The organism is Nocardioides furvisabuli (assembly GCF_021083185.1).
In the GTDB taxonomy this organism is placed as follows: Bacteria; Actinomycetota; Actinomycetes; order Propionibacteriales; family Nocardioidaceae; genus Nocardioides; species Nocardioides furvisabuli.
On sequence record NZ_JAIGQB010000002.1, the window covers coordinates 195,144 to 220,304 of the forward strand.

The window sequence follows — 25,161 nt, forward strand, 5'->3', positions numbered from 1 at the left end:
GCCCTCACCCCGCCGGCCGGCTGAGCTCGGCCTGGATCCGCGCGAGCTGCGACAGCCGGCGCTCCAGCGGCGGGTGGGTGGCCATCAGGCCGCTCAGGCCTCCGCTCAGGGCCGGGACGATGCACAGGGCGCTGGCCGCGCTGGCGGCCCGCAGGTCACGGGTCGGGATGGCGGCGGCCTCGCCGCTGATCTTCTGCAGGGCGGTGGCGAGCGCGGCCGGCTTGAGCGTGAGGTAGGCGCCGGCCCGGTCGGCACTCAGCTCGCGGTAGCGCGAGAGCAGTCGCAGCGACAGGAAGCTGACGGCGTAGACGACGAGGGCGACCACGACGGCGACCAGCACGGCGGGCAGCGCGCTGCTGTTGTTGTTGCGCGAGCGGCCCATGCCGCCGAACTGGGCGAAGCGCATCAGCAGGCCGGCCGCGATGCCGGCGGACGAGGCGACCGTCATGACCAGCACGTCGCGGTGGGCGACGTGGCTCAGCTCGTGCGCCAGGACCGCCTCGAGCTCCTCGGAGTCGAGGGTCTGGAGGATCCCGGTGGTCACGCACACGACCGACCGCTCGGGCGAGCGGCCGGTGGCGAAGGCGTTGGGCACGGCCAGGTCCGCGACTCCGACGCGCGGCTTGGGCATGTCGGCCAGGGCGCACAGCCGGTCGATCATGCCGTGCAGCTCCGGCGCCTCCTCGGGCGTCACCTCGCGGGCACGCATGGCGCGCATGGCGACCTTGTCCGAGCTCCACCACTGCCAGAACGCCATGCCGATCGCGATCAGGGCGACCGCGACCGCCCCGCCCGGGCTGCGGACGAAGGCGATGACGGCGACGACGAGGCCGACGTAGAGCGCGCCGAGGAGGAAGAGGGTGAGGGTCATCCGGACGGTGAGCCCGGTGTCCTTGATGAAGCGCGACGAGGCCATCGAGGACCGGTCAGCCGGGGATCAGGCCGTCGTCGCCCAGGAGCTCGCGGACCTCGCCGATGGTGGCGTCCGGTGGCGGCAGGATGAGGTCGGACTCGTCGAGGGAGTCCAGCTCGTGGTGCGTACCGCTGGACCGGACCGCGGACAGGAGCCCCTGGAGCGCGGTGCGGAACATCGCCTCGTCGCCGGACTCGATGGCCTGCTCGATCTGGTTGTCGAGGCCGTTGAGGGCGTCGAGGGCGTGGTCGTCGAGGTCGTACTGACCCTCGCCAAGGATGCGGACGATCATCCCCGACCACCCTCCGTCGACTCGCCGTCCGCCTTCACGGCCTCGGGCTCGGCGGCGAGGATGTCGCCGCCGCCGTCGGATGCCTCGATCGCCTCCGGCTGGGCGCTGCCCGCCTTCAGCCGGGCCAGCTCGGACTCGACGTCGGAGCCGGAGCTCAGTGCGTCGAGCTCGCGGGTGATGTCGTCGCCGGCGTTGAGCTGCGAGGCGTCGTCGAGCGCGCCGGAGGCGATCAGCTCGTCGATCGCCTGGCCGCGCGCCTGCATCTGCGCCGTCTTGTCCTCGGCGCGCTGGATCGCCAGGCCGACGTCGCCCATCTCCTCGCCGATGCCCGACATCGCCTCGCCGATGCGCGTCTGCGCCTCGGCGGCGGTGTAGGTGGCCTTGATGGTCTCCTTGCGCGTGCGGAAGGCCTCGACCTTGGCCTGCAGCCGCTGCTGGGCCAGGACGAGCTTCTCCTCCTCGCCCTGGAGCGTGGCCTGCTGCTCCTTGAGCGCGGTAATCTGCGAGGCCAGGCCCGACTTGCGGGTCAGCGCCTCACGCGCCAGGTCCTCGCGACCGACGCCAATGGCCTTCTCCGCCTGACCCTGGAGCTTGGCGGCCTGCTGCTCGAGCTGGTTGACCTGCAGCTCGACGCGCTTGCGGCTGGTGGCGACGTCCGCGACGCCTCGCCGGACCTTCGAGAGCAGCTCGAGCTGGCGCTGGTAGCTGTAGTCGAGGGTCTCGCGGGGGTCCTCCGCCTTGTCCAGGGCCGTGTTGGCCTTGGAGCGGAAGATCAGGCTGATGCGCTTCATGAGACTCATCGGGGTGGAAACCCTCTCTCGGTACGGCTGGGTCGTCCCTCTCACCCTAGGACCAAACCCAAGCCGGAGGTAGGACATCCGGCGACGGCGTCCGCCCGGGCGTACGGCGATAGGCTGGGGGGAGCATCCGATCCAGTGAAGGCAGCACGCGTGTTCCGACGTACCCAGTCCCAGCCGGAGACCCCCCTCGCTCCCGAGAAGGTGGGCGGCAAGGGCCGACCCACGCCCTCGCGCAAGGAGGCCGAGGCCGCCGCCCGCGCCCGCGCCAAGGTGCCCCGCACCCGCAAGGAGCAGATGGCCGCACAGCGTGCTGCCCGTGGCGACACCTCGCGCAAGATGCGTGAGGCGATGAAGACCGGCGACGAGCGCTACCTGCCCAGCCGCGACCGTGGGCCCGTGCGCCGCTTCATCCGCGACTTCGTCGACGCGCGCTTCTCGTTCATCGAGCTCATGGTGCCGCTGCTCATCGTCTCGATGGTGCTGGGCTACTCCGGCAACGACGGCATGGTCCAGCTCGGCAACACGGTCCTGTTCACCACGATCATGGTGATCATCGTCGACATCGTCATGCTGCGCTTCCGGCTGCGCCGCGAGCTCGCCCGCCGCTTCCCCGACGAGTCCACCAAGGGGACCACGCTGTACGCCGCCATGCGCTCGCTGCAGATGAAGTTCCTGCGCCTGCCCAAGGCCCAGGTCCGGATCGGCGAGAAGCTGCCCGAGACCTACCGATGAGCCACTCGCACGTGGGCGGCCCGACGGCCGACGTGTCCGTGCGCATCGCCTGGGCCGACGACGCCCAGGCGATCGCAGCAGTGCAGGTGCGCGCGTGGCCCGAGCTCTACGCCGGTGTGCTGCCCGCCGAGGTGCTGCCGAGCGACGTCGACGCCGTGTCGGCGCAGTGGCGCCAGGTGCTTGCCCGGCCCGCCGACGCCCGCAACCGCGTGCTCGTCGCCCTCGAGCGCAACCGGGTGGTCGGCTTCGCACTCACCTCCCCCGCGCTCGACCCCGACTGCGACCCGGTCTCCGACGGGGAGCTCGCCGAGGTCACCCTCGACCCCGCCGAGCGGGCCAAGGGCCACGGGTCGCGGTTGCTCCAGGCAGCCGTCGACACCCTGGCCGCGGACCGCTTCACCCGCGCCGTCACCTGGGTCAATGCCGGCGACGACGGGTTGCGCACGTTCTTCACCGACGCCGGGTGGGCGGCCGACTCCGCGCACCGCGAGCTCGACCTCGACGGGACCGGGACGACGACGGTCAAGCAGGTGCGGCTCCACACCGCGATCGCCTGACGCCCGCACACCGCCGCGCCAATCCACCCCTGGGTGTCTTGTTTTTCCTGTGACGGGCGTCACTATGGAGGTCCGGCCACTTCACCGGTCCAGCACGGGGGTTCGACATGTTCGGTCCGCTTCCATCACTCCACAGGTGGGTGCTCGTCCTCGCCGCGGTCCTCGTCTGCATGGGGATCGGCTTCTGGTTCGGCGCCGTCCCGGAGATCCCGCTCAACGTCCGGGTCGGTCTGGTGGCCGGCGCCGGTGCGGGCATCGCCGCGGCGTTCGTCCTGGTCCACGACTTCCACCGGCGCCAGCGTCCGGGCGTGCGCGTACGCCGCCACGAGCCGTAGCCGGCACCCCTGCCGACGGCGGACCCGGGGCAGGGCATGTCCTAGCCTTCCGGCGTGAGTGACGCCGTGCTCGAACCCGCCGAGCGCTCGGGGATCCTCCGCGACAGCCTCGCCGTGGGCGTGGCGACGGGTGCCTACGGGCTCGGGTTCGGCGCGGTCTCGGTCGCCTCCGGCCTCAGCGTCCCCCAGACGTGCGTCCTGTCCCTGCTGATGTTCACAGGGGCCAGCCAGTTCGCACTGGTGGGCGTCGTCGCCGCCGGCGGGAGCCCGCTCTCGGGCGCTGCGACCGCGCTCCTGCTCGGCACCCGCAACACTCTGTACGGCCTCCGCATGGCGCCGCTGCTGCAGTGGCGGGGCTGGCGGCGCGCGGGTGCCGCCCACGTCCTCATCGACGAGTCGACCGCGATGTCCGTGGGTCGCGACAGCACCCCCGCGACCCGGCTCGGCTTCCTCGCCACCGGGGTCGCCGTCTTCGTCCTGTGGAACCTCGCCACCGTGGCGGGAGCACTCGCTGGTGGGGCCGTCGGCGACCCGCGGACCTTCGGTCTCGACGCCGCCGTCGCCGCGGCCTTCCTCGCGCTGCTGTGGCCCCGGCTCGAGGACCGGCGCAACGTGCTCGTCGGCGTGCTGGCCGCGACGGTCGCGCTGTCGATGGTGCCTGTCAGCGCCGCGGGCGTGCCCGTCCTGGCCGCCGGGGGCGTCGCCCTGCTCGTCGGCGTCCTGGCGCGCCGCCCGGACCCCACGGAGATCCCCGGGCCCGACGACGTGGCGGGTGGGCACCGCTGATGTGGACCGCGATCCTGCTGGCCGGCGTCGGCTGCTACCTGCTCAAGCTGGCCGGGCTGTCCCTGCCGGAGCGAGTCCTCGCCCACCCGACCGTCGAGCGGGTGGCCGACCTGATCCCGGTGGCGCTGCTCGCTGCCCTGGTCGCCGTGCAGGCCTTCTCCGACGGCCCCACCCTCGCTCTCGACGCGCGGGCGCTGGGTCTCGGATTCGCCCTCGTCGCGCTGCTGCTGCGTGCGCCGTTCCTCGTCGTGGTGGTGGGCGCAGCCGCCGTGGCCGCGCTCGCGCGCCTGGCCTGACCTCCCCCCGACTGCGCCCGGGATGTCTCAGTCGAGGTCGAGGAAGTGCTCGAGGCCGACCGTGAGGCCGGGGTGTGCCGCGATCGAACGCACGCCGGTGAGCACCCCGGGGGTGAAGGAGACCCGGTCGAGCGAGTCGTGCCGGATGGTGAGGGTCTCCCCCGCCGCGCCGAGGACGACCTCCTGATGGGCCACCAGCCCCCGCACCCGCAGCCCGTGGACGCGTACGCCCTCGACGTCGGCCCCGCGCGCACCGTCGAGGCCCGTCGACGTCGCGTCGGGCATCGGCGCGCTGCCGGCCTCACGACGCGCCGCCGCGATCATCTCCGCGGTGCGCTGGGCCGTGCCGGACGGCGCGTCGGCCTTGTCGGGGTGGTGCAGCTCGACGACCTCCACCGACTCGAAGAAGGGAGCCGCGACGGCGGCGAAACGCATCATCAGGATCGCGCCGATGGAGAAGTTGGGGGCGACGAGGACGCCGACCTCCGGCGCGTCGGCCAGCCAGGTCTCCAGCTGGTCGAGCCGGGACCGGTCGAAGCCCGTGGTGCCGACGACGGCGTGGATGCCGTGCTCGATGCAGAACCGGAGGTGGTCCATCACCACGTCTGGATGGGTGAAGTCGACGACCACCTGCGCGCCGGCCGTGGCCAGCTGCTCGACGTCGTCGCCGGCGTCCACCGCGGCGACGAGCTCGGTGTCCGCGGCCGCCTCGACGGCGTGGCACACCTCGGCGCCGACCTTGCCGCGCGCGCCGAGCACGCCGACCTTCACGGGGGTGTCCTGGGGTTCGGGTGCAGGCGTGCTCACGGGCTCAACCTACCGTCGGGCGCAGGTCGCGGGTGGCGGTGGCTGACTCGTGAACGCGGGTCTGGCAGGCTGTGCGCCATGCCCTCCCCGACCATCCCGCCGCGCATCAAGTGGGCCGTCGACCTCATGGACGTCCAGCCGGGCGACCAGGTCCTCGAGATCGGATGCGGCCCCGGTGCCGGCGCCGAGGCCATCTGCGCGAAGCTGGAGACCGGCAAGCTCTTCGCCATCGACCGCTCGGAGTCGGGCGTCGACCGCACCAAGCGACGCAACCAGAAGTACGTCGACGCCGGCCGGCTCGTCGTGCGCCAGATCGACCTCGCCACGCTCCGGGTGCCGGTCAAGCGGCTCAACAAGGTCTTCGCCTTCAACGTGAACCTCTTCTGGGTCCGCGCGTGCGAGGACGAGATCGCGCTGCTCCACGAGCGCGTCGTCCCCGGCGGCGCGGTCTACCTCTTCTACGAGGCCGCCCGTCCCGAGCTGGTGCCCAACATCGTGAAGAAGGCGTCGGAGAACCTCCTGCGCGGCGGCTTCCGGGTGAGCGTGGTCGAGCAGAAGGCTCCCCCGGTCATCGGCATCATCGCCCGGCGCTGACCGGGCACTTCCTCGCGCTGGAATGCCCCGAGCGGGCACTTCCTCCCGCTGGGATGCCCCGAGCGGGCACTTCCTTCCGCTGGAAGTGCCCGCTCGACAGCGTGTGGCGGAACGAAGTGCCCGCTCGATAGCTTGTGGCGGAACGAAGTGCCCGCTCGACAGCGTGTGGCGGAACGAAGTGCCTGGTCAGGCCTTCGGACCCACGACCGCCAGCAGCTCGGGCTGGGTGAAGAGCTCGCGGGCGAGCGCGCACACGTCCTCGTGGGTGACGGCCTCGATCCGACCCACCACCTCGTCGATGGTGAGCAGCTCGTCGTAGACGAGCTCGGCCTTGCCGATGCGTGACATGCGCGAGCCGGAGTCCTCCAGACCGAGCACCAGACCGCCCTTGAGCTGGCCCTTGCCGCGCTCGACCTCCTCCTCGGTGAGCCCCTCGGCGGCCACCTTGGCGAGCTCGCCCCGCACGGTCTCGAGCACGGCGTCGTACTTGCCCGGCAGGCACCCCACGGAGACCCCGACCACGCCGGCGTCGGCGTGGTGGCTGGCGAAGGAGTAGACGGAGTAGGCCAGGCCGCGCAGCTCGCGGACCTCCTGGAACATCCGCGACGACGTACCGCCGCCGAGCGCGGTGTTGAGCACGCCGAGGGCGTAGCGGCGCGGGTCGGTGCGGGTCATCCCCTTCACGCCGAGGACGAGGTTGACCTGCTCCTGCGGCCGGACCGTACGCGTCTCGCCGGGGTGGACCTTGCGGGCGTGCTCGCTCTGCGCCGGCGGCGTGGGAGTGGCCTCACCGTCGAGGAACCCCGCGCGGCCGAAGGCCTTCTTGACCTGGCGCACCACATCGGCGTGGTCGACGTTGCCGGCCACGGAGACGACCATGTTGTCGGCACGGTAGTGGCGACGGTAGAAGCGGTGGATCTGGGCCCGGGTCATCGCGGTGATCGAGGCCTCGGTGCCGGCGATCGGGCGCCCGAGGGGCGTGTCGCCCCAGGCCTGGTGCGCGAAGAGGTTGTGCACCACGTCGTCGGGGTCGTCGTCGTGCATGGCGATCTCGTCGAGGATCACGTCGCGCTCGGCCTCGACGTCGGCGGCGGTGATCGTCGAGGCGGTGACCATGTCACCCAGCACGTCGACGGCGGTGCCGAGGTCCTCGTCGAGGACCCGGGCGTGGAAGACGGTGTACTCCTTGGTGGTGAAGGCGTTGAACTCGCCTCCCACCGCATCGAGCGCGACGGAGATCTCCATCGCCGAACGCTCGGGGGTGCCCTTGAAGAGCAGGTGCTCCAGGAAGTGCGAGCAGCCGTGGAGCGCAGGCGTCTCGTCGCGCGAGCCCACGTTGACCCACACGCCGATGCTGGCCGAGCGCGTGCCGGCCATCTGCTCGGTGACGATGCGCAGGCCGCTGGACAGCACGGTGCGGCGTACGCGTGAGGTCACTGCGCCGTCGGCGTCCTTGACGGTGTGGAGCGTGCGGGTGGTGCCGTTCTTCTGCACTGGGGTCCTTCCGAACCGGTGGAGCCGGGGGTGAAATGCCGCGACCGGCCGGCATGGCTGCCGGCCGGTCGCGGATGGAGCATCAGGTCACTCGGCGTCGGTGCCCTCGGCCTCGACCGACTCCGCGGAGTCGCCCTCGGCCTCGTCGACGACGGGGACCAGCGAGAGCTTGCCGCGGTCGTCGATCTCGGCGATCGAGACCTGGACCTTCTGGCCCACCGAGAGCACGTCCTCGACGGCCTCGACGCGCTTGCCACCGGCGAGGGCACGCAGCTTGCTGATGTGCAGCAGGCCGTCCTTGCCGGGCATGAGCGAGACGAAGGCACCGAAGTTGGTGGTCTTCACGACGGTGCCGAGGTAGCGCTCACCGACCTCGGGCATCGTCGGGTTGGCGATGGCGTTGACAGCGGCCTTGGCCGCCTCGGCGGCCTCACCGTTGGTCGCACCGATGTAGACCGTGCCGTCGTCCTCGATGGACAGCGTCGCGCCCGTGTCGTCCTGGATCTGGTTGATGACCTTGCCCTTGGGCCCGATCACCTCGCCGATCTTGTCGACGGGCACGCGCACGGTGATGATGCGCGGGGCGTGGATCGACATCTCCTCGGGGGCGTCGATGGCCTCGGCCATGACGTCGAGGATCGCCAGGCGAGCGTCGCGGGCCTGGGTCAGCGCGGCTGCGAGCACCTCGGCCGGGATGCCGTCGAGCTTGGTGTCGAGCTGGAGCGCGGTCACGAACTCACGGGTGCCGGCGACCTTGAAGTCCATGTCGCCGAACGCGTCCTCGGCGCCGAGGATGTCGGTCAGCGCGACGTACTGCGTCTCGCCGTCGACCTCGTCGGAGATGAGACCCATCGCGATGCCGGCGACGGAGGCCTTGAGCGGCACACCGGCCTGGAGCAGCGACAGGGTCGAGGCGCAGACCGAGCCCATCGAGGTGGAGCCGTTGGAGCCCATGGCCTCGGAGAGCTGACGGATCGCGTAGGGGAACTCCTCGCGCGAGGGCAGCACCGGCAGCAACGCGCGACGCGCCAGGGCGCCGTGGCCGACCTCGCGACGCTTGGGCGAGCCCACGCGACCGGTCTCGCCGGTGGAGAACGGCGGGAAGACGTACTTGTGCATGTAACGGCGGTACTTCTCCGGCGACAGCGTGTCGAGCTGCTGCTCGAGCTTGAGCATGTTGAGGGTGGTGACACCCAGGATCTGGGTCTCGCCGCGCTCGAACAGTGCCGACCCGTGGACGCGGGGGATCACGTTGGTCTCGGCGTGCAGCGGACGGATGTCGGCGAGGCCGCGACCGTCGATGCGGACCTTGTCGCGCAGCACGCGCTGGCGCACGAGCGACTTGTTCAGCGAGCGGAACGCCGCGCCGATCTCCTTCTCGCGACCCTCGAACTGGCCGGAGAGCTTCTCGAGCAGGGCGCCCTTGATCTCGTCGACCTTGGTCTCGCGCTCCTGCTTGTCGCCGATGGTCATCGCAGCGGCGGTGTCGTCCTTGGCCGCGGCCTCGACGGCGGCGTAGACGTCGTCCTCGTAATCGAGGAAGACCGGGAAGTCCTGGACCGGCTTGGCCGCCTCGGCAGCGAGCTGGGCCTGGGCCTCGACGAGCTGCTTGATGAAGGGCTTCGCCGCGTCGAGGCCACCGGCCACGATCTCCTCGGTGGGCGCCTGGGCGCCGTTCTGGACGAGCGCGTAGGTGTCCTCGGGGGCCTCGGCCTCGACCATCATGATGGCGACGTCACCGGACTCGGTGACACGGCCCGCGACGACCATGTCGAAGACGGCCGACTCGAGCTGCGAGTGCGACGGGAAGGCGACCCACTGGCCCTCGATGAGGGCGACGCGGACGCCACCGACCGGGCCGGAGAACGGCAGGCCGGAGAGCTGGGTGGAGAGCGACGCGGCGTTGATGGCCAGCACGTCGTAGGGCTGGTCGGGGTCGAGGGCCATGACCGTGATGACGACCTGGACCTCGTTGCGCAGGCCCTTCTTGAAGGTCGGGCGCAGCGGGCGGTCGATCAGGCGGCAGGTGAGGATCGCGTCCTCGCCGGGCCGGCCCTCGGACCGGAAGAAGGAGCCGGGGATCTGGCCCACGGCGTACATCCGCTCCTCGACGTCGATCGTGAGGGGGAAGAAGTCGAAGTGGTCCTTGGGCGTCTTGCCCGCGGTCGTCGCCGAGAGCAGCATGGTCTCGTCGTCGAGGTAGGCGGTGACCGAACCGGCAGCCTGACGGGCCAGCAGGCCGGTCTCGAACTTGACGGTGCGCTTGCCGAACTTGCCGTTGTCGAGGACGGTCTCGACGGCGGAGATGATGGGTTCACTCATGGAAGCAGGATCCTGCTTTCTCTTCGCGGAGCGATCCGCGCGCGTCCACTCGGTGGTGGGGCGTCAGGCCCCGCGGGGGCCGGTCTTCGATCGAGGCCCGCAGATCGTCCGCGCGGTCGTCGCGCGGGATCTGAAGGCCACTACCGAGGACCGGGCCGGACGTGCGGGTCGCTCCTGATGGTTGTGTGTTCAGTTGTGGAGTGCTCCGGGACCGACACTAGCGCGCCGTGAGCGCGCCCGGGACGCCCGGAAAACCGCAGGAGCGGCCCCCCGCGTGCGGGAGGCCGCTCCGGGGATCAGCGGCGGAGGCCGAGGCGCTCGATGATCGAGCGGTAGCGCTCGATCTCGGTCTTCTGCAGGTAGTTGAGCAGACGACGGCGCTGGCCGACGAGCAGCAGCAGACCACGACGGCTGTGGTGGTCGTGCTTGTGGGTCTTGAGGTGCTCGGTGAGGTGCGAGATGCGGTGGCTGAGCAGCGCGATCTGGACCTCGGGGGAACCGGTGTCACCCTCGGTCAGGGCGTACTCGGCGATGATCTTCTTCTTGGTCTCCGCGTCGGTACCAATCGACATGGGGGCTCCTTCGGTTCTCGTTGCGCGGCGCGCCCGGGCCTGTTCACCGGGGCACTGTGGATCCGCGGCCGTCATGACGGCACGTCACCCTCGCGGGCAACCGCAGAAGCATATCGAGGCGCTGATCGGTGGGCCCAATCCGCGCCGCGCAACCGAGGACCTGCAGGCGCCTCAGACCGCCGGCGGGGGCGGCGGGTCCGACTCGCTCGTGCGCTGGGTGCTGGCCTGGCGGCCCTCCGCGTCGGTGGTGGTGGCGGTGGTGGTGTGACGACGCTTGGTGTTCTGCTGGACCAGCGTCAGCACCAGCCAGAGCACGCCGGCGACCACGAGGATCCAGCCGAGCGTGATGACCTCCAGGGGCCCCACCTGCTGGTCGTTGAAGGCCAGCGCGAGGATCAGTCCGAGGACAATGAGGCCGATCGGCCCTCCGAAACCCATGACGAGCTCCATTCTGTTGGGGACGCCCGGCGGTGACCGGGCGCGGCAGAGTCTGGCCTGCGGGGCGTCGTGTGTCACCCCCCTCCGGGGTGCGGCGTGCGACGATCGCCCTCATGGCGGACAAGTCGGCGGAGAAGCGGATCGGAGTGTGCAACCTGTGCGAGGCGATCTGCGGCCTCGAGATCACCATCGAGGGCCGTGACGTCGTCGGCGTGCGTGGCAACCCCGCCGACCCGCTCTCGCGCGGGCACGTGTGTCCCAAGGGCGTGGCCATCGGCGACGTGTACGTCGACCCCGACCGGCTGCGCCGACCCGTGCGGCGCCTCGGCGAGGGCGCGGACGCGCGCTGGGAGGAGATCGGCTGGGACGAGGCCTTCGACCTGGTCGCCGACCGGCTGGCCGGCGTCATCAACGAGCACGGCGACGACGCGCTCGGCGTCTACCTCGGCAACCCCAACGCGCACAGCCTCGGCTCGATGACCCACGGCACGGCGATGTTCAAGTCCTTCCGGACCAGGAACCGCTACTCGGCCACCTCGGTCGACCAGCTCCCCCACCAGCTCGTCGCGCACCTGATGTTCGGCCACCAGCTCTTCCTCCCGGTCCCCGACATCGACCGCACGTCGTGGTTCCTGGTCATCGGGGCGAACCCGATGGCTTCCAACGGCTCGCTGATGACGGTGCCGGACTTCCCGCAGCGGGTGCGTGACCTGCACGCGCGCGGTGGCCGGATGGTCGTCGTCGACCCCCGCCGCACCGAGACCGCGAAGGTCGCCGACGAGCACCACTTCGTGCGTCCGGGCACCGACGCGTGGGTGCTGCTCGCAATGCTGCACGTCCTGACGACGGAGCAGGCACCGTCCGTGGCGGCGTACGCCGACGGGCTGGCGACGGTCGTCGACCTGGTCGCCGACTTCACCCCCGAGCGGGCCGAGGCGATGAGCGGCCTGCCGGCCGCGGAAGTCCGGCGCCTGGCCCGCGAGCTGGCGGCGGCCGACGCGGGCGTGGTCTACAGCCGGATCGGCGTGTCCGCGGGTCCGTGGGGCACGGTGTGCCAGTGGGCGGTCAACTGCCTCAACATCCTCACCGGCAACCTCGACCGCGTGGGCGGGGCGATGTTCACCACGCCCGCGATCGACGCGGTCGGCACCGGCCTGATCGGGCGCGGCCACCACGACGCGTGGCGCTCGCGGGTCCGGGGGCTCCCGGAGACCGCTGGCGAGCTGCCGGTCTCGGCGCTGCGCGAGGAGATCGAGACCCCCGGCGCGGGACAGGTGCGGGCGATGCTGACCGTGGCCGGCAACCCGGTGCTGTCGACCCCGGACGGCGCACGCCTGGACACGGCCCTGCGCGGGCTCGACTTCATGGCGGCGGTCGACATCTACGTCAACGAGACCACCCGTCACGCCGACGTCATCCTGCCGCCCACCACGGCGCTCGAGCGCGACCACTACGACCTGGTCTTCCACCTGCTGGCGGTGCGCGACACCGCCCGCTTCACCCCGGCGGTCTTCGAGAAGGACGCCGACCAGCGCCACGACTGGCAGATCTTCCGCGAGATCACGCTGCGCACGACGGCGCGCCTGAACCGCAAGGCCCCGCTGAAGAAGCGCCTGGTCCAGCGCGCCCGGCTGACCGCGAGCCCGACCTTCCTCGTCGGCCAGCTCCTGCGGCGCGGTTCGAGCGGTGTCACGCTGACGAAGCTGCGCGCGCGTCCGCAGGGCATCGACCTGGGGCCGCTCCGCGGCGGGCAGCTGCCCGCGCGGTTGCCGTCGAGGGGCAAGCGGGTCGACCTCGCCCCCGACCTCGTGGTCCGCGACGTCGCCCGGTTGGCCGCCGTGGAGGCTCCGGACGGCGACGGGCTGCTGCTCATCGGGCGGCGCCACCAGCGCGACTGCAACTCATGGATGCACAACTCCGAGCGCCTGACCCGCGGCCGCCCGCGCCACCAGCTGCTGATGAACCCCGCCGACCTCGCCGACCGCGACATCGCCGACGGCTCCCGGGTGCGCGTCACCTCGCGGGTGGGAGCCGTGGAGGTGGACGTGGCCGCCTCCGACGACCTGATGCCCGGCGTGGTCTCGCTCCCCCACGGTTACGGCCACGCGCGCGACGGCGTACGCATGGGACGCAGCCGCGAGGTGCCCGGCGTCTCGGTCAACGACCTCACCGACCCCGAGCTCCTCGACGTGTCCGGCAACGCCGCGCTCAACGGCGTGCCCGTCGCCGTCACCGCCTGCTGACCCGGCCCCGACGCGGCGGAGCCCCCGCCGAGGCTGGTCGGCGGGGGCTCCTGGTGCGACGGGGTGGAGGGACGGGGGTCAGCCTCCACCTCGCCGGGCCTAGACCTTGTCGGCCAGGACAGCGAGCACGTCGTCGGGGGTCCGAGCCGCGGCGAGCGCGGCGAGGCTGGCGTCGTCGGTGAACGCGCCCGCGAGCGCCGAGAGCACCGCGAGGTGGTCGTCGCCGGCGCCGGCGATGCCGACGACGTAGGTCGCCGGGCTGCCCTTCCAGTCGATGGGCTCGTCGTAGCGGACGAACGAGATCGCCGTGTGGCGGATGAGCGCCTTGGCCTCGTTGGTGCCGTGCGGGATGGCGAGCCCATTGCCCATGAAGGTGGAGACCGAGGTCTCGCGCTCGTGCATGGCGTCGACGTAGGCCTGGTCGACGGCGCCGGCTGCCACGAGCAGCTGGCCGGCCTCGGTGATCGCCGCATCGCGGTCGCGGGCCTGCCCACCCAGCACGATCGCCTCGCGGCTCAGTACGTCACTCATCCGGCGCCTCTTCTCTCGCAGTGGGTCAGGTGTGGGTTCTCGCGTGCGGCCATCACACCACACGGGCGGGCACGGTGCCCTGCGCCGAGGCCCGGCCCCCGTCGTGCGGGAGCCGGGCCACGGGTGGATCAGGTGGTGCGGTTGTTCTGCTGGACCATCTCGACGATCTCCTCGTAGCGCGGGCTGCCCATGAAGTTGTCGACCGAGACGTGCACGGCGGACGGGGTCTTCAGGCGGGCCCGGTCGGTGAGGTCCTGGTGGGTGACCACCAGGTCGACGTCGTCCTCGAGGTCGGAGATGGCCTTGTTGACCACCGTCACCTCGGTGTGACCGGCGTCGTGGACCTTCTTGCGGAGCACCGAGGCGCCCATCGCCGAGGACCCCATGCCGGCGTCGCAGGCGAAGACGATGGTGCGGATCTCCTTCGTCGTGGTGGCAGCCGCGCCGGGCACGGTGCCGGACGCGGTGCCGGCCAGGGTGCCGGCGACCGAGGACTTCTTGCCCTTCATCGACTCCATGCTGGCAGTGGCCGCGGTGAGGTCGCCCTCGTCCTCGGTCCTGTCCATCTTGAGCAGGACCGCTGCGACTGCGAACGACGCGCCCGCTCCGCCGATGACGGACAGGATGACGCCGACATAGCTCGCACCAGGGGTCTGGATCAGCACCGCGATGATGGAGCCCGGTGCCGCGGGCGCTCGGAGCCCGGAGTCGAAGGCCAGGTTGATGAAGATCTGCGTCATGCCACCGGCGATCATCGCGAGGATCAGCTTGGGCTTCATCAGCACGTAGGGGAAGTAGATCTCGTGGATGCCGCCGACGAAGTGGATGAGCAGCGCGCCCGGGGCCGAGGCCTTCGCCGCACCCTTGCCGAAGAACATGAAGGCGAGGAGCAGACCCGCACCCGCGGCCGGGTTCGCCTCGAGCAGGAAGAGGATCGACTGGCCCTCGCTGGCCGCCTCGTTGGTGCCGAGAGGGGTGAGGATGCCCTGGTTGATCGCGTTGTTGAGGAAGAGCACCTTGGCCGGCTCGATGAACACCGACGTCAGGGGCAGGAGGCTGTTGCTGACGAGGAAGTCGATGACCTCCTCGGCGCGGGCGCTGAACCACGTCACGAACGGTCCGGCGATCACGAAGCCGACGATCGCGAGGATCATCCCCCAGATGCCGGCGGAGAAGTTGTTGACCAGCATCTCGAAGCCGGGGCGGATCTTGTGCGACCAGAGGGCGTCGAGCTTCTTCATCGACCAGCCGCCGAGCGGGCCCATGATCATCGCGCCGAGGAACATCGGCACGCTGGCGCCGACGATCGCGCCCATCGTGGCGATGGCTCCGACGACGCCGCCGCGGATGTTGTTGTCGTACATCATCCGGCCGCCGGTGTAGCCGATGAGCAGGGGCAGCAGGAACGTGATCATCGGCCCGACGATGCCGCCGCTCTCGGAGTCACCCCAGCCGCCGAACTCGGCGACCCAGCTGCCGGAGCCGAGCCAGGCGTTGTCGCCGCCGCCGAGGTTGAGCCAGCCGTTCTCGATGAAGAGTGCGGTGATCAGGCCCCACGCGATGAAGGCGCCGATGTTCGGCAGGACCATGTTGGAGAGGAACGTGCCGAACCGCTGCACGTGGACGCGGGCGCCGGTGCGGGCCGCGGGAGTGGATGTCGTCGCCATGCTGATGTCCTCCAGTAGTGCTCGGGGGTGACCCCCATCACAAGGTCCTCGTATTAAACCTCACGAACGGGCACGTTGCCAAGCGTTCGGGCATGTTTTGTGCCCGAGTCTGTGGTTTTTACCGAACTCAGCGGACTGCCCGCTAGAGATCGCTGAGCTGGCTCTCGAAGAGCGCCCTCTCCGCCTCGTCGTTCCACGTGCCGCCGGGCGACAGCTTCTCGGCGACCTGCGGCAGCGTCTCCTCGAGCTCATCGAGGCCCGTCAGGGGGAGGTCGTGGATCTGGGGGAAGATGAGGACCTTCCCGGAGTAGCTGCCCTCGACCAGCGCCTGGAGGCCGTCCTTGGCCGCGCGCATGCCGCCGACGGCGCCCACGATGGATCCCGGCGACAGCTCACCCCGGGTGGCCAGGTCCACCACCTGCTGCTGGTCGTGGATGGTCAGCCCCGACGTCCCGGTGTACTGCGCGTTGTCCAGGTAGACCGCGCTCAGGTTCAACGGCGCCAGGGTGCCGTTGGGCACCCCGGCGAAGAAGACCAGCATGCCGTCGGGGTTCATCAGGGTGTCGGCCTCGGCCATCACGTCGGCGATGGGCACGCTGACCACGACGTCGTCGGCCCCCCGACCGTCGGTGAGCCCCATGACGAAGTCGTGGAGGGACTGCTCCGAGGTCTGGGAGTTGAACGTCACCAGCTCGCAGTCATTGGCCTCCGCGAGGTGGGCCAGGCGGTCCTCGAGGCTCTGCAACCGTTCGTCACTCACCTCGGTGGCGACGATCGTGCGCGGTCCGTCGGGCTGCTGGATGGCGCGCTGGACGTGCATCAGGCCCATGGGACCACCGGCGCCCACGAAGACGGTGGTGCCCCTCGGGCGCAGGTCGCAGCGGTTCCTCGCCTCGCCGTAGGACGCGGCGATGTCCGGCCCCCGGCCACCGAGGTAGGCGGTGTAGTCGTAGTGCAGACGGCCCACGTCGAGATCCACCAGCCCGTCCAGGGCGGTCTCCCCCACCAGGTTCAGGGTGCCGCGCCGGGCGATGCGCGTGGCCACGGCACCCGCCGTCGCCGCGGACCGCGGGTCGAGCATGACGATGTCGTCGAAGCCGGCGCCGTCGGTCAGCTCGTCCACCAGCGCCTGGAAGTCGCCGGGGCCAAGGCCGTCACGCACGACCGTGGTGGCCGCGGTGCCCTCGACGAGCCTCGCCACCGAGGCGGGCACGTCGGTCAGCACGATCGTGGCCGGGGCGTCCAGGCCGGAGGAGAAGGCGTACTCACGCTCGTCGCCGGGCCGTCCGATGATCCACATCGTCCCGCCGGCCTTGGGCTCGAGGCGTCGACGCTGGGTGTAGGCCGCCATCACGCAGCCCCAGGGCTCGAGGGTGGAGGCCTCGGCGTAGCCCATCGTGTCGGGGATCGGCAGCAGGCACGCACCGTCGTCGGTGTCGAGCATCTCCGCGCCCATGAGGTGGTACTGGATGAGGCCGCCGGGGATGGTGTAGCCGTAGGCGGTGCTCCTGCCGTCCTGGTAGATGTCAGGCTGGACGGCGAGCCGCTGCCCGGCGTGGAAGCGGTCCTGGAGGTTCTTGCCCACCTCGATGACGGTGAGGCTCACCTCGTGCCCGAGCCGGGTGGGCTCGGTGGACAGGTCGCGGTCGTAGAGCTTCGGGTGGCTGCCGCCCTGGCGCATGATCTTCACGTCCGAGAAGCACAGCCCCACACTGTCGATGCGCACGAGCATGTGGTCGGCATCGGGTCGGGGCACCGGCACCAGCTCGGGCTGGTCGTCCTTGCCCATGTTGTCCTCGCCCGCGCCCCACAGGTGCCAGGCCCAGCCCTGCTCCGGGACGTCGAGGTCGGCTGCGCGGTAGCGGTCGTACTGTGAGGTCATGCTTCCTCCGTCGTGAGGTGGTGGATGTCCGGGAATTCGGGGCTCAGTGCCCCAGCAGCTCGCGGACCGCGGCGCGTCCGGCCATGGGGTCCGCTGCGCCGAGGGCCGCCTCGGCGGCGGCCTCGCAGGTCTCGAGGGTCACCTTGCCGAGCTGTGCGCCGACAGGGCGTACGGCGCGCGCAGCCATCGACAGCGACGAGATGCCCATGCCGATGAGCGCCGTCGCGAGCAGCGGGTCGGCGGCCGCCTCGCCGCAGACCCCGACGGGCTTGCCCGCCTCGGCGCCGGCGTGCGCGGTGATCGCGATCAGCTGGAGCACCGCGGGCTGCCACGGGTCGGTGAGGTGCGCGAGGTCGGTGGCCATGCGGTCGGCGGCCATGGCGTACTGGGTGAGGTCGTTGGTGCCGATGGAGAGGAAGTCGACGACCTCGAGCATCCGGTGCGCCAGGAGCGCGGCGCTGGGGATCTCGACCATCACACCGGCCTTGAGGCCGCGGGCGTGCACCTTGGCGGCGAAGTCGGCGGCCTCGGCGACCGTGGCGACCATCGGCGCCATCACCCACGTCTCGGTGCCGGTGCGCCCGGCGGCGGCGGCGACCGCGTCGAGCTGGCGGTCCATCAGGCCGGGGTTGCCGAAGCTGAGCCGCAGGCCGCGCACGCCGAGGGCGGGGTTCTCCTCGCCTTCCTGCGTGGCGAAGGCGATCGGCTTGTCGGAGCCTGCGTCGAGGGTGCGGACGACGACGTAGCGGCCGTCGGAGTAGGGAGACAGCACGCTCGCGTAGATGTCGGTCTGCTCCTCCACGCTCGGCTCGTCCTTGCGGTTGAGGAAGCACAGCTCGGTGCGGAACAGCCCGACGCCCTGGACCGGCTCGGTGCCGGCCGAGGCGGACGAGGGCCCGTCGGCGACGTTGGCGAGCAGCTTGACCGGCAGGCCGTCGGCCGTGGCGGCCGGACCGCTCCAGTGGGCCAGCTCCTCGCGCAGGCGACGGCTCTCCTCGACCCGGACGCGGGCCTCCTCGGGATCGGCGCCCTGCTCGATCGAGCCGGTCTCGCCGTCGACGACGACGAAGGTCCCGCTCGCGAGTTCCATGACACCGGCTGCCCCGACCACGCAGGGGATGCCGAGCTGACGGGCGATGATCGCGGTGTGGCTCGTGGCACCGCCCCGCTCGGTGACGAGCGCGGTGACGAGCTCGGGGTCGAGGCCGGAGGTGTCGCTGGGCGCGAGGTCCTCGGCCACGAGGATCGACGGCTCGGTCGGCATGGGCACCCCGGGTGCGGGCTCGCCGACGAGGTGCGCCACGACGCGGCGCTCGATGTCGCGCAGGTCGGTCACCCGCTCGGCCATGAGGCCGCCCATGTTGGTGAAGATCGTGGCGAACTGCTCCACCGCACCCTGCACGGCCGCGACCGGTCCCTGACCGGCGGTGAGGTTCTTCGCCACCGCCGAGCGCAGGCCCTTGTCGCGGGCGAGGCCGGCGCTGGCGGTGAGCACCTCGGCGGCGGCACCCTGCGCGGCAGCCGCCTTGGTGGAGAAGGTCTCCGCCACGGCCGCCGCCGCATCGTCGTACGCCGCCAGCGCGGCGTCGGCATCGGCGAAGTCGCCGTCGCCGTAGCGTGTGATCGCGTCGGGCGAGACCTCGCCACGGACGTGCAGGACGGGGCCTGCGGCGACACCCGGCACGACCGGGGTCCCGCGGAACTGGTGCTCGGGAGTGGTCATGGACACACCGTAGATCACGACGTGGTTGACAAGCAACACATTCGGGACTAAAACAACACATACACAGATTCGCCGAGAGGGGACCGATGTACGCCGAGGAACGCCAGCAGGCCATGGCCCACCTCATCAGCCGCCGCGGCCGCCTGTCGGTGGTCCAGCTGGCCGAGGAGTTCGAGGTCACCACCGAGACGGTGCGTCGCGACCTCTCGACCCTCGACCGGATCGGCCTGGTGCGCCGCGTGCACGGCGGGGCGGTCCCGGCCGGGTCGCTCACGGTGATCGAGTCCGGCATCGGCGAGCGCGACCAGTCCAACACCGAGGCCAAGGACGCGATCGCGAACGCCGCCGTCGCGCTGCTGCCCCCGCCGGACTCGGTCGTCGTCATCGACGCCGGTACGACCACGGCCCGCTTCGCCGCAGCCCTGCCACGCGACCACCGCCTGGTCGTGATCACGCACGCGGTCCCCGTGGCGACCAGGCTTGCGGGCCTCCCCCAGATCGAGCTGCACCTGCTGCCGGGCAAGGTGCGCCCCACCACCCACGCCGCCGTCGGCTCCGACACCGTCGCCGCCCTCGCCGACCTGCGCGCGGACGTGGCGTACATCGCGACCAACGGCCTCACCGTGGGCCACGGCCTGACCACCCCCGACAGCGACGAGGCGGCCAGCAAGCGCGCCATGATCGCGTGCGCGCGCCGCACGGTCGTGCTGGCCGACTCAAGCAAGCTCGGCGTGGAGACGGCCGTGCGCTTCGCGACGCTCGACGGCGTGGACGTGCTCGTCACCGACAGCGACATCGAGGCCGCGGACCGCCGCGCGCTGGAATCCGCCGGAATAGAGGTAGTGGTCGCATGATCCTGACGCTGACGCCGAACCCGAGCTTCGACCGGACCGTCGCCCTCGACGGCGAGCTGGCCCGCGGCCAGGTCCACCGGGTCCTCTCGGTGACCTCGCAGGCGGGCGGCAAGGGGGTCAACATCTCCCGCGCGGCCGTCAGCGCCGACATCCCCAGCGTCGCCGTCGTGCCGGCCCTCAAGGACGACGCCTTCGTGCTCGAGCTGCTCGGCGCCGGCATCGACTGCCGACCGGTGCGGCCCGCGGGCGACGTACGCGTCAACCTCACCATCACCGAGCCCGACGGCACCACCACCAAGCTCAACTCCCCCGGCGCCGAGGTCTCGCGCGACGACCTCGAGCGGATGGCCGAGGCGGTGCTGGCCCGCGCCGGCAACGCCGCGTGGACCGTGCTCGCGGGCTCGCTGCCGGCCGGCGCTCCCGTCGACTTCTACGCCGACCTCGTACGCCGCCTGCGCGCCGTCGGTGGGCACGTCGCCGTCGACACCAGCGACGCGCCGCTCCGGGCGCTCGTCGACGCCCTGCCCGGGGCGGCCCCCGACCTGATGAAGCCCAACGGCGAGGAGCTGGCCTCCTTCACCGGCGGCGATCCCGAGGAGCTCGAGGCGGACCCGACCGCGACCGCCGCCGCCGCCCAGCGGCTCCTCGAGCGCGGCGTGGGCGCGGTGCTCGCCACCCTCGGCGGCAACGGCGCCGTGCTCGTGACCCCGGACGGCGCGTGGCACGCCACCCCTCCCCCGACCACGGTCGTGAGCACCGTCGGTGCGGGCGACTCCAGCCTCTTCGGCTACCTGCTCGGCGACATCCGGGGCCTGCCTGCCCCGGAGCGCCTGGCACTGGCCGTGGCCTACGGCAGCGCCGCCGCGGGACTACCAGGAACAACCATCCCCCAGCCGTCGCAGCTGCGCACCGAGCTCGTCGGCGTCACTCCACTCGGAGGCACCGCATGACCGCCCTGATCACCACCGACCTCGTCCGGCTCAGTGCCGACTGGGGGTCCGACAAGCACGACGTGATCCGTGCACTGGCCGCCGTGGTCGGCGACGCCGGCCGCGCCACGTCGGTCGACCAGCTCGTCGAGGACGCCTTCGCCCGCGAGGCGACGTCCGCGACCGGCCTGCCCGGCGCGATCGCGATCCCCCACTGCCGCACCACCGGCGTGGAGGTCCCGACCCTGGCCTTCGCCCGCCTCGAGCCGCCGGTGGACTTCGGCGCCAAGGACGGCCCGGCCGACCTCGCCTTCCTCATCGCCGCCCCCGCGGGTGGCGACGCCGACCACCTCACCATCCTCACCAAGCTGGCCCGTGCGCTCGTGAAGCCTGCCTTCACCGACGCGCTGCGCGCCGCCGAGACGGACGAGGAGGTCGTCGACCTGATCGCCCACGAGCTCGGTGAGCCCGCCCCGGCCGCGAAGGCAGGCGTCGCCGCCTCGGGCAGCACCCCGGGCACCGCTGCACCGGCCCCCGCTGCACCGGCCGCCGCCCCCGCCGCCGCTCCCGCGCAGGCCTCGAGCACGAAGCCGTCGCTCGTCGCGGTCACCGCGTGCCCGACCGGGATCGCGCACACCTACATGGCGGCCGAGGCCCTCGAGGCCGCTGCCGAGCGGGCCGGGGTCGAGCTGCACGTCGAGACCCAGGGCTCGGCCGGCTCGACGCCCCTGTCCCCCCAGACCATCGCCGCCGCCGGCGCCGTGGTCTTCGCCGTCGACGTGGGGGTGCGCGACCGGTCCCGCTTCGCGGGCAAGCCGATGGTGAGCTCGGGCGTGAAGCGTCCGATCGACGACGCCGACGCGATGATCGCCGAGGCGCTGCGCTACGCCGCCGACCCGTCCAGCGCGCCGAAGGTGGAGGGCACGGCCAGCGACTCGACCGACACCGGGGAGGGCAAGCAGTCCTTCGGCGCGACCGTCCGCCGTGTCCTGATGACCGGCGTGTCCTACATGATCCCGTTCGTCGCCGCCGGTGGCCTGCTGATCGCACTCGGCTTCCTGTTCGGCGGCTACGAGATCGTCGACGACGGCCAGGCGATCGCCGTCGACAACACCCTCTTCAACCTGCCCGACCTGGAGGAGTTCGGTCTCGACCACGCGCTGTTCGGCAGCGCGTTCTTCGCCTACCTCGGCGCACTGATGTTCACGCTGGGCGCCGCCGCGTTCGGATTCCTCGTCCCGGCCCTGGCCGGCTACATCGCCTACGCCATCGCCGACCGCCCCGGCATCGCCCCCGGCTTCGTGATGGGCGCGATCGCCGGCACCCTCAACTCCGGCTTCCTCGGCGGCATCGTCGGCGGCGTGCTCGCCGGGGTCGTGGCGCTGTGGATCACCCGCTGGAAGGTGCCGACCTGGATGCGCGGCCTGATGCCGGTGCTGGTCATCCCGCTGCTCGCGACGCTCATCTCCGGCTTCGTCATGGTGGTCCTGCTCGGCAAGCCGCTGGGCGCGCTGATGACCAACCTCGCCGACGGCCTCAACAGCCTCCAGGGCGGCTCCGCGGTCGTGCTCGGCGTGATCCTCGGCCTGATGATGGCCTTCGACATGGGCGGTCCGCTCAACAAGACGGCGTACGCCTTCGCCACCGCCGGGCTCGGTGCCGCCGCCACGGCCACCGACGCTCCCGAGCTGAACGTGATGGCCGCGGTCATGCTCGCCGGCATGGTCCCGCCGCTCGCGCTGGCGCTGGCCACGGTCGTGCGACCGGGCCTGTTCACGGTGCCCGAGCGCGAGAACGGCAAGGCGGCCTGGGCGATGGGCGCCTCGTTCATCACCGAGGGCGCCATCCCGTTCGCGGCGGCTGACCCGCTGCGCGTCATCCCGTCGATCATGGCCGGCAGCGCCGTCACGGGCGCCCTCGCCATGGGCCTCGACGTGGGGCTGCGCGCCCCGCACGGCGGCATCTTCGTGCTCTTCGCCGTCGACAACAAGCTGTGGTTCCTCGTGGCGCTCGTCGCCGGCGTGCTCGTGAGCACCGCGCTCGTCGTCACGCTCAAGAGCATCGGACGCACCGACGCCGACCTCGCTACCGTCTGACCAACACCCGTCCCACCACCAGCCCATCTGAAGGAGAACCATGCCCAGCAAGTCCGTCGTCGTCGGCTCCGCCGTCGGCCTCCACGCCCGTCCCGCCGCGATCATCGCCGAGAAGGCCGGTGAGCTCGGCTCCGACGTCACCATCAACGGTGTCGACGCGAGCTCCTCGCTGATGATCATGACCCTGGGAGCCGGCAACGGCGACACCGTCGAGGTGGCCGGGGACGACCAGGCCGCCGTCGACGCGATCGCTGCGCTCGTCGAGCAGGACCTCGACGCCTGAGCTCCAGGTCACCCGATCGCCCGGTGGGCGGTGCGCCAGCCACATCCCGTACGTCGGGACGGTGGGTGGGGCACCGCCCACCGGCGCGTCAGCGGCGCTCGCGCAGGGCCAGGTACACCGCGCGGATGCCGACGGCTCGCTCCATCTCGTGGAGCACGGTGCCGAAGAACTGCTCGCGGTAGGTCTCGTCGGTGACGGTCGCGACCGTCAGGTAGAGCCCCGAGAACGCGGCCAGGAAGATCGAGACCTGGAACAGCTCGACAGTGAGGTTGGCCGTCGGCTCACCGATCCACGTCTCCACGACGTCGTCGCGCATGACCATCGAGCCGAAGAGCATGAAGAAGAGGAAGACGGTGGCCGACAGCAGCAGGACCTGGACCGCCTGGATCACCAGCAGCACCAGCACCAGGTTCCAGCGCTCGAACCCGTGGATCTCGGCGTGGGCCGCCGGGTCGGCCCCGGGGTCGTCGACCAGGTCCCGCGCGGCGTCCTCCAAGGGGGTGCCGCGGCACGCGAGGAGCAGCAGCGCGTCGTCGACCTGGTCGTCGGTCCGGTCGACCTCCTCGGGCAGCCGCACCAGCAGGAACAGGACGGCGAGGATCCCGAACAGGAGGGCGACGAGCCAGAGCGCGGCGCCGTCCTGGCGCGACGAGACCTGCCAGACCTCGGCGTTGATGAAGAGGAACGTCACGAAGATCAGGAGGAGCGGAAGGGCGCGCGTCATCATCGGCAGCACGGTCCGCAGGCTGCCGAAGGCACGGTGCAGCGCCCACCGCACGATCGGGCTGGCCCTGAGCGCGGTCAGGGCGTACCAGCCCGCCGCGAGCATGCCGAGCGTGACGGCGGTGGCAGGAGCGAGGGTCAGCTGCCCGGAGACGAGGGCGAGCGCCACCCCGGCGGCCGCCGCAGCCAGGCCGGTCAGCACGACCAGGGGAACGGTGCGTCCCAGCCGGAGCGCGTCCCGGGCACCGGCACGCTGCTCCGGCACGAAGTACGGCAGTCCGTGGGCGAGGAACCACTCGTCGGTCAGGGCGAGCCGGGGGTCAGCCACCCAGGACCTCGCGCGCCCGGCGTACGTCGTCGTGCATGGTCTCCACGAGCGCCTCGATGCCCTCGAATTTCACCATCCCGCGCAGCCGGTCGACGAAGGCCACCTCGACCTCGACGCCGTAGAGCTCGAGGTCGTCGCGGTCGAGCACGTAGGACTCCACGCGCCGCTCGCGCTCGCCGTCGAAGGTCGGGTTGGTGCCGACCGAGATCGCGGCCGGGAAGCGCTCGCCGGTGTCGAGCCGGGTGAGCCACCCGGCGTAGACGCCGTCGGCCGGGGCCGCGTCGACCGGCGGGACCGGCACGTTGGCGGTCGGGTAGCCCAGCTCGCGGCCGCGCTTGTCACCCTCGACCACCGTGCCGCGCACCGTGAACGGGCGGCCCAGCGCCTCCGAGGCGCCGGCCACGTCGCCCGTGGCCAGGCACTGGCGGACGTAGGTCGAGCTCCACACCTGCGGGCCACCGTCGAGCGCGACGCCGATCGTCTCGAAGCCGCGCGACACGCCGGCCTCGACCAGGGTCGCGACCTCGCCGGCCGCCTTGGCGCCGAAGCGGAAGTTGCCGCCGACGACCACGGCCGCGGCGTGCAGCGCGTCGACCAGGATCCGGTCGATGAACTCCTGCGGGGCCCAGCCGGCGACCTCCCGGTCGAAGGCGACCACGAGGATCGCGTCGACGCCGGCGTGCTCGAGCAGGCGCGCGCGGGTGCGGATGGAGGTCAGCGTCGGCGGCGCGTGCTCCGGGCGGAGCACCGCCATCGGGTGCGGGTCGAAGGTGACCGCGACCACCGTGTCGACGCCGAGGCGCTCGGCGGTCTCACGGGCCTCGCGCAGCACGTGGGCGTGCCCCAGGTGCACACCGTCGAAGTTGCCGATGCTGACCACCGTGCGGCCGAGGTCGTTCGGCACGTCGTCGACGTCTCGCCAGATCTGCACGGCGGCAGCCTACTGGCGCCCGACGCACGGTCC

General features: G+C 71.7%; 25 protein-coding genes. 11 read left to right on the forward strand and 14 right to left on the reverse strand.

Annotated elements, in window-relative coordinates; genetic code table 11:
- Positions 1 to 4: 4 nt before the first annotated feature.
- From htpX to K4G59_RS04125, 3 genes are read right to left on the reverse strand one after another with little or no spacing between them, the layout of a single operon-like run.
- Positions 5 to 916: a zinc metalloprotease HtpX gene (gene htpX, locus K4G59_RS04115; protein WP_231249512.1), complete on the reverse strand. Its 912-nt coding sequence runs from the start codon at positions 914 to 916 to the stop codon at positions 5 to 7.
- A 10-nt stretch (positions 917 to 926) separates the two neighbouring features.
- On the reverse strand, positions 927 to 1,205 hold the full coding sequence (gene pspAA / locus K4G59_RS04120) for a PspA-associated protein PspAA (RefSeq protein ID WP_231249514.1): 279 nt from the start codon (positions 1,203 to 1,205) through the stop codon (positions 927 to 929).
- Positions 1,202 to 2,005, reverse strand: coding sequence for a PspA/IM30 family protein (locus K4G59_RS04125; RefSeq protein ID WP_231249515.1), 804 nt, complete (start codon positions 2,003 to 2,005; stop codon positions 1,202 to 1,204). The genes pspAA and K4G59_RS04125 overlap by 4 nt, the downstream gene beginning before the upstream one ends.
- A gap of 150 nt (positions 2,006 to 2,155) precedes the next feature.
- Here K4G59_RS04125 and K4G59_RS04130 point away from each other — a divergent pair, with 150 nt between their 5' ends.
- From K4G59_RS04130 to K4G59_RS04150, 5 genes are all read left to right on the forward strand, one after another.
- Positions 2,156 to 2,737: a DUF3043 domain-containing protein gene (locus K4G59_RS04130; protein ID WP_231249517.1), complete on the forward strand. Its 582-nt coding sequence runs from the start codon at positions 2,156 to 2,158 to the stop codon at positions 2,735 to 2,737.
- Positions 2,734 to 3,294 (forward strand): GNAT family N-acetyltransferase, encoded by a 561-nt coding sequence (locus K4G59_RS04135; RefSeq protein ID WP_231249518.1) that lies wholly within the window; start codon positions 2,734 to 2,736, stop codon positions 3,292 to 3,294. The genes K4G59_RS04130 and K4G59_RS04135 overlap by 4 nt, the downstream gene beginning before the upstream one ends.
- A gap of 140 nt (positions 3,295 to 3,434) precedes the next feature.
- On the forward strand, positions 3,435 to 3,629 hold the full coding sequence (locus K4G59_RS04140) for a hypothetical protein (protein ID WP_231249520.1): 195 nt from the start codon (positions 3,435 to 3,437) through the stop codon (positions 3,627 to 3,629).
- Positions 3,630 to 3,683: 54 nt separating this feature from the next.
- A complete protein-coding gene (locus K4G59_RS04145) occupies positions 3,684 to 4,415 on the forward strand; it encodes an AzlC family ABC transporter permease (RefSeq protein ID WP_231249521.1) in 732 nt (243 codons plus the stop codon).
- On the forward strand, positions 4,415 to 4,711 hold the full coding sequence (locus K4G59_RS04150) for an AzlD domain-containing protein (protein WP_231249523.1): 297 nt from the start codon (positions 4,415 to 4,417) through the stop codon (positions 4,709 to 4,711). Before K4G59_RS04145 ends, K4G59_RS04150 begins: the two co-directional genes overlap by 1 nt.
- A gap of 27 nt (positions 4,712 to 4,738) precedes the next feature.
- Here K4G59_RS04150 and dapB read toward each other — a convergent pair whose 3' ends face one another.
- A complete protein-coding gene (gene dapB, locus K4G59_RS04155; RefSeq protein WP_231250123.1) occupies positions 4,739 to 5,482 on the reverse strand; it encodes a 4-hydroxy-tetrahydrodipicolinate reductase in 744 nt (247 codons plus the stop codon).
- Positions 5,483 to 5,596: 114 nt separating this feature from the next.
- Here dapB and K4G59_RS04160 point away from each other — a divergent pair, with 114 nt between their 5' ends.
- A complete protein-coding gene (locus tag K4G59_RS04160) occupies positions 5,597 to 6,112 on the forward strand; it encodes a class I SAM-dependent methyltransferase (RefSeq protein ID WP_207081935.1) in 516 nt (171 codons plus the stop codon).
- A gap of 186 nt (positions 6,113 to 6,298) precedes the next feature.
- On the opposite strand, the gene K4G59_RS04165 is transcribed toward K4G59_RS04160, so the two are convergent.
- The 4 genes from K4G59_RS04165 to K4G59_RS04180 all read right to left on the reverse strand — a co-directional run bounded on the left by K4G59_RS04165 (position 6,299) and on the right by K4G59_RS04180 (position 10,938).
- Entirely contained in the window at positions 6,299 to 7,606 is a 1,308-nt protein-coding gene (locus K4G59_RS04165; protein WP_231249524.1) for a M16 family metallopeptidase, read from the reverse strand.
- Positions 7,607 to 7,693: 87 nt separating this feature from the next.
- Complete coding sequence (locus K4G59_RS04170) at positions 7,694 to 9,928, reverse strand: polyribonucleotide nucleotidyltransferase (protein WP_231249525.1); 2,235 nt, start codon at positions 9,926 to 9,928, stop codon at positions 7,694 to 7,696.
- Positions 9,929 to 10,224: 296 nt separating this feature from the next.
- Entirely contained in the window at positions 10,225 to 10,500 is a 276-nt protein-coding gene (rpsO, locus tag K4G59_RS04175; protein ID WP_135840703.1) for a 30S ribosomal protein S15, read from the reverse strand.
- 171 nt (positions 10,501 to 10,671) lie between these two features.
- On the reverse strand, positions 10,672 to 10,938 hold the full coding sequence (locus K4G59_RS04180) for a DUF6458 family protein (RefSeq protein ID WP_231249527.1): 267 nt from the start codon (positions 10,936 to 10,938) through the stop codon (positions 10,672 to 10,674).
- A gap of 113 nt (positions 10,939 to 11,051) precedes the next feature.
- Here K4G59_RS04180 and K4G59_RS04185 point away from each other — a divergent pair, with 113 nt between their 5' ends.
- Complete coding sequence (locus K4G59_RS04185; RefSeq protein ID WP_231249529.1) at positions 11,052 to 13,181, forward strand: molybdopterin-dependent oxidoreductase; 2,130 nt, start codon at positions 11,052 to 11,054, stop codon at positions 13,179 to 13,181.
- A 99-nt stretch (positions 13,182 to 13,280) separates the two neighbouring features.
- On the opposite strand, the gene K4G59_RS04190 is transcribed toward K4G59_RS04185, so the two are convergent.
- The 4 genes from K4G59_RS04190 to ptsP form a co-directional block, all read right to left on the reverse strand.
- Positions 13,281 to 13,712: a PTS mannitol transporter subunit IIA gene (locus tag K4G59_RS04190; protein WP_231249530.1), complete on the reverse strand. Its 432-nt coding sequence runs from the start codon at positions 13,710 to 13,712 to the stop codon at positions 13,281 to 13,283.
- A gap of 128 nt (positions 13,713 to 13,840) precedes the next feature.
- Positions 13,841 to 15,379, reverse strand: a complete 1,539-nt coding sequence (locus K4G59_RS04195) for a PTS mannitol transporter subunit IIBC (RefSeq protein ID WP_231249532.1) — start codon at positions 15,377 to 15,379, stop codon at positions 13,841 to 13,843.
- A 142-nt stretch (positions 15,380 to 15,521) separates the two neighbouring features.
- The gene (locus K4G59_RS04200; protein WP_231249533.1) at positions 15,522 to 17,261 is read right to left on the reverse strand and encodes an alcohol dehydrogenase catalytic domain-containing protein; all 1,740 of its coding nucleotides are present in this window, start codon (positions 17,259 to 17,261) and stop codon (positions 15,522 to 15,524) included.
- 43 nt (positions 17,262 to 17,304) lie between these two features.
- On the reverse strand, positions 17,305 to 18,984 hold the full coding sequence (ptsP, locus tag K4G59_RS04205) for a phosphoenolpyruvate--protein phosphotransferase (protein ID WP_231249534.1): 1,680 nt from the start codon (positions 18,982 to 18,984) through the stop codon (positions 17,305 to 17,307).
- Positions 18,985 to 19,070: 86 nt separating this feature from the next.
- Here ptsP and K4G59_RS04210 point away from each other — a divergent pair, with 86 nt between their 5' ends.
- Genes K4G59_RS04210 through K4G59_RS04225 form a run of 4 tightly spaced genes read left to right on the forward strand, consistent with a single transcriptional unit; the run spans position 19,071 to position 23,146 of the window.
- Positions 19,071 to 19,838 carry a DeoR/GlpR family DNA-binding transcription regulator gene (locus K4G59_RS04210; RefSeq protein WP_231249535.1) on the forward strand — a complete coding sequence of 256 codons (768 nt, stop codon included), beginning with the start codon at positions 19,071 to 19,073 and terminating at the stop codon, positions 19,836 to 19,838.
- A complete protein-coding gene (locus K4G59_RS04215; protein WP_231249537.1) occupies positions 19,835 to 20,788 on the forward strand; it encodes a 1-phosphofructokinase family hexose kinase in 954 nt (317 codons plus the stop codon). The genes K4G59_RS04210 and K4G59_RS04215 overlap by 4 nt, the downstream gene beginning before the upstream one ends.
- Entirely contained in the window at positions 20,785 to 22,863 is a 2,079-nt protein-coding gene (locus K4G59_RS04220) for a PTS fructose transporter subunit IIABC (RefSeq protein ID WP_231249538.1), read from the forward strand. The genes K4G59_RS04215 and K4G59_RS04220 overlap by 4 nt, the downstream gene beginning before the upstream one ends.
- 40 nt (positions 22,864 to 22,903) lie before the next feature.
- Positions 22,904 to 23,146 (forward strand): HPr family phosphocarrier protein, encoded by a 243-nt coding sequence (locus tag K4G59_RS04225; protein ID WP_056602465.1) that lies wholly within the window; start codon positions 22,904 to 22,906, stop codon positions 23,144 to 23,146.
- Positions 23,147 to 23,234: 88 nt separating this feature from the next.
- Here K4G59_RS04225 and K4G59_RS04230 read toward each other — a convergent pair whose 3' ends face one another.
- Together K4G59_RS04230 and K4G59_RS04235 are read right to left on the reverse strand one after the other, a co-directional pair.
- Positions 23,235 to 24,197 carry a hypothetical protein gene (locus K4G59_RS04230; protein WP_231249540.1) on the reverse strand — a complete coding sequence of 321 codons (963 nt, stop codon included), beginning with the start codon at positions 24,195 to 24,197 and terminating at the stop codon, positions 23,235 to 23,237.
- On the reverse strand, positions 24,190 to 25,128 hold the full coding sequence (locus K4G59_RS04235; protein WP_231249541.1) for a bifunctional riboflavin kinase/FAD synthetase: 939 nt from the start codon (positions 25,126 to 25,128) through the stop codon (positions 24,190 to 24,192). The genes K4G59_RS04230 and K4G59_RS04235 overlap by 8 nt, the downstream gene beginning before the upstream one ends.
- Between the last annotated feature and the right edge of the window lie 33 nt (positions 25,129 to 25,161).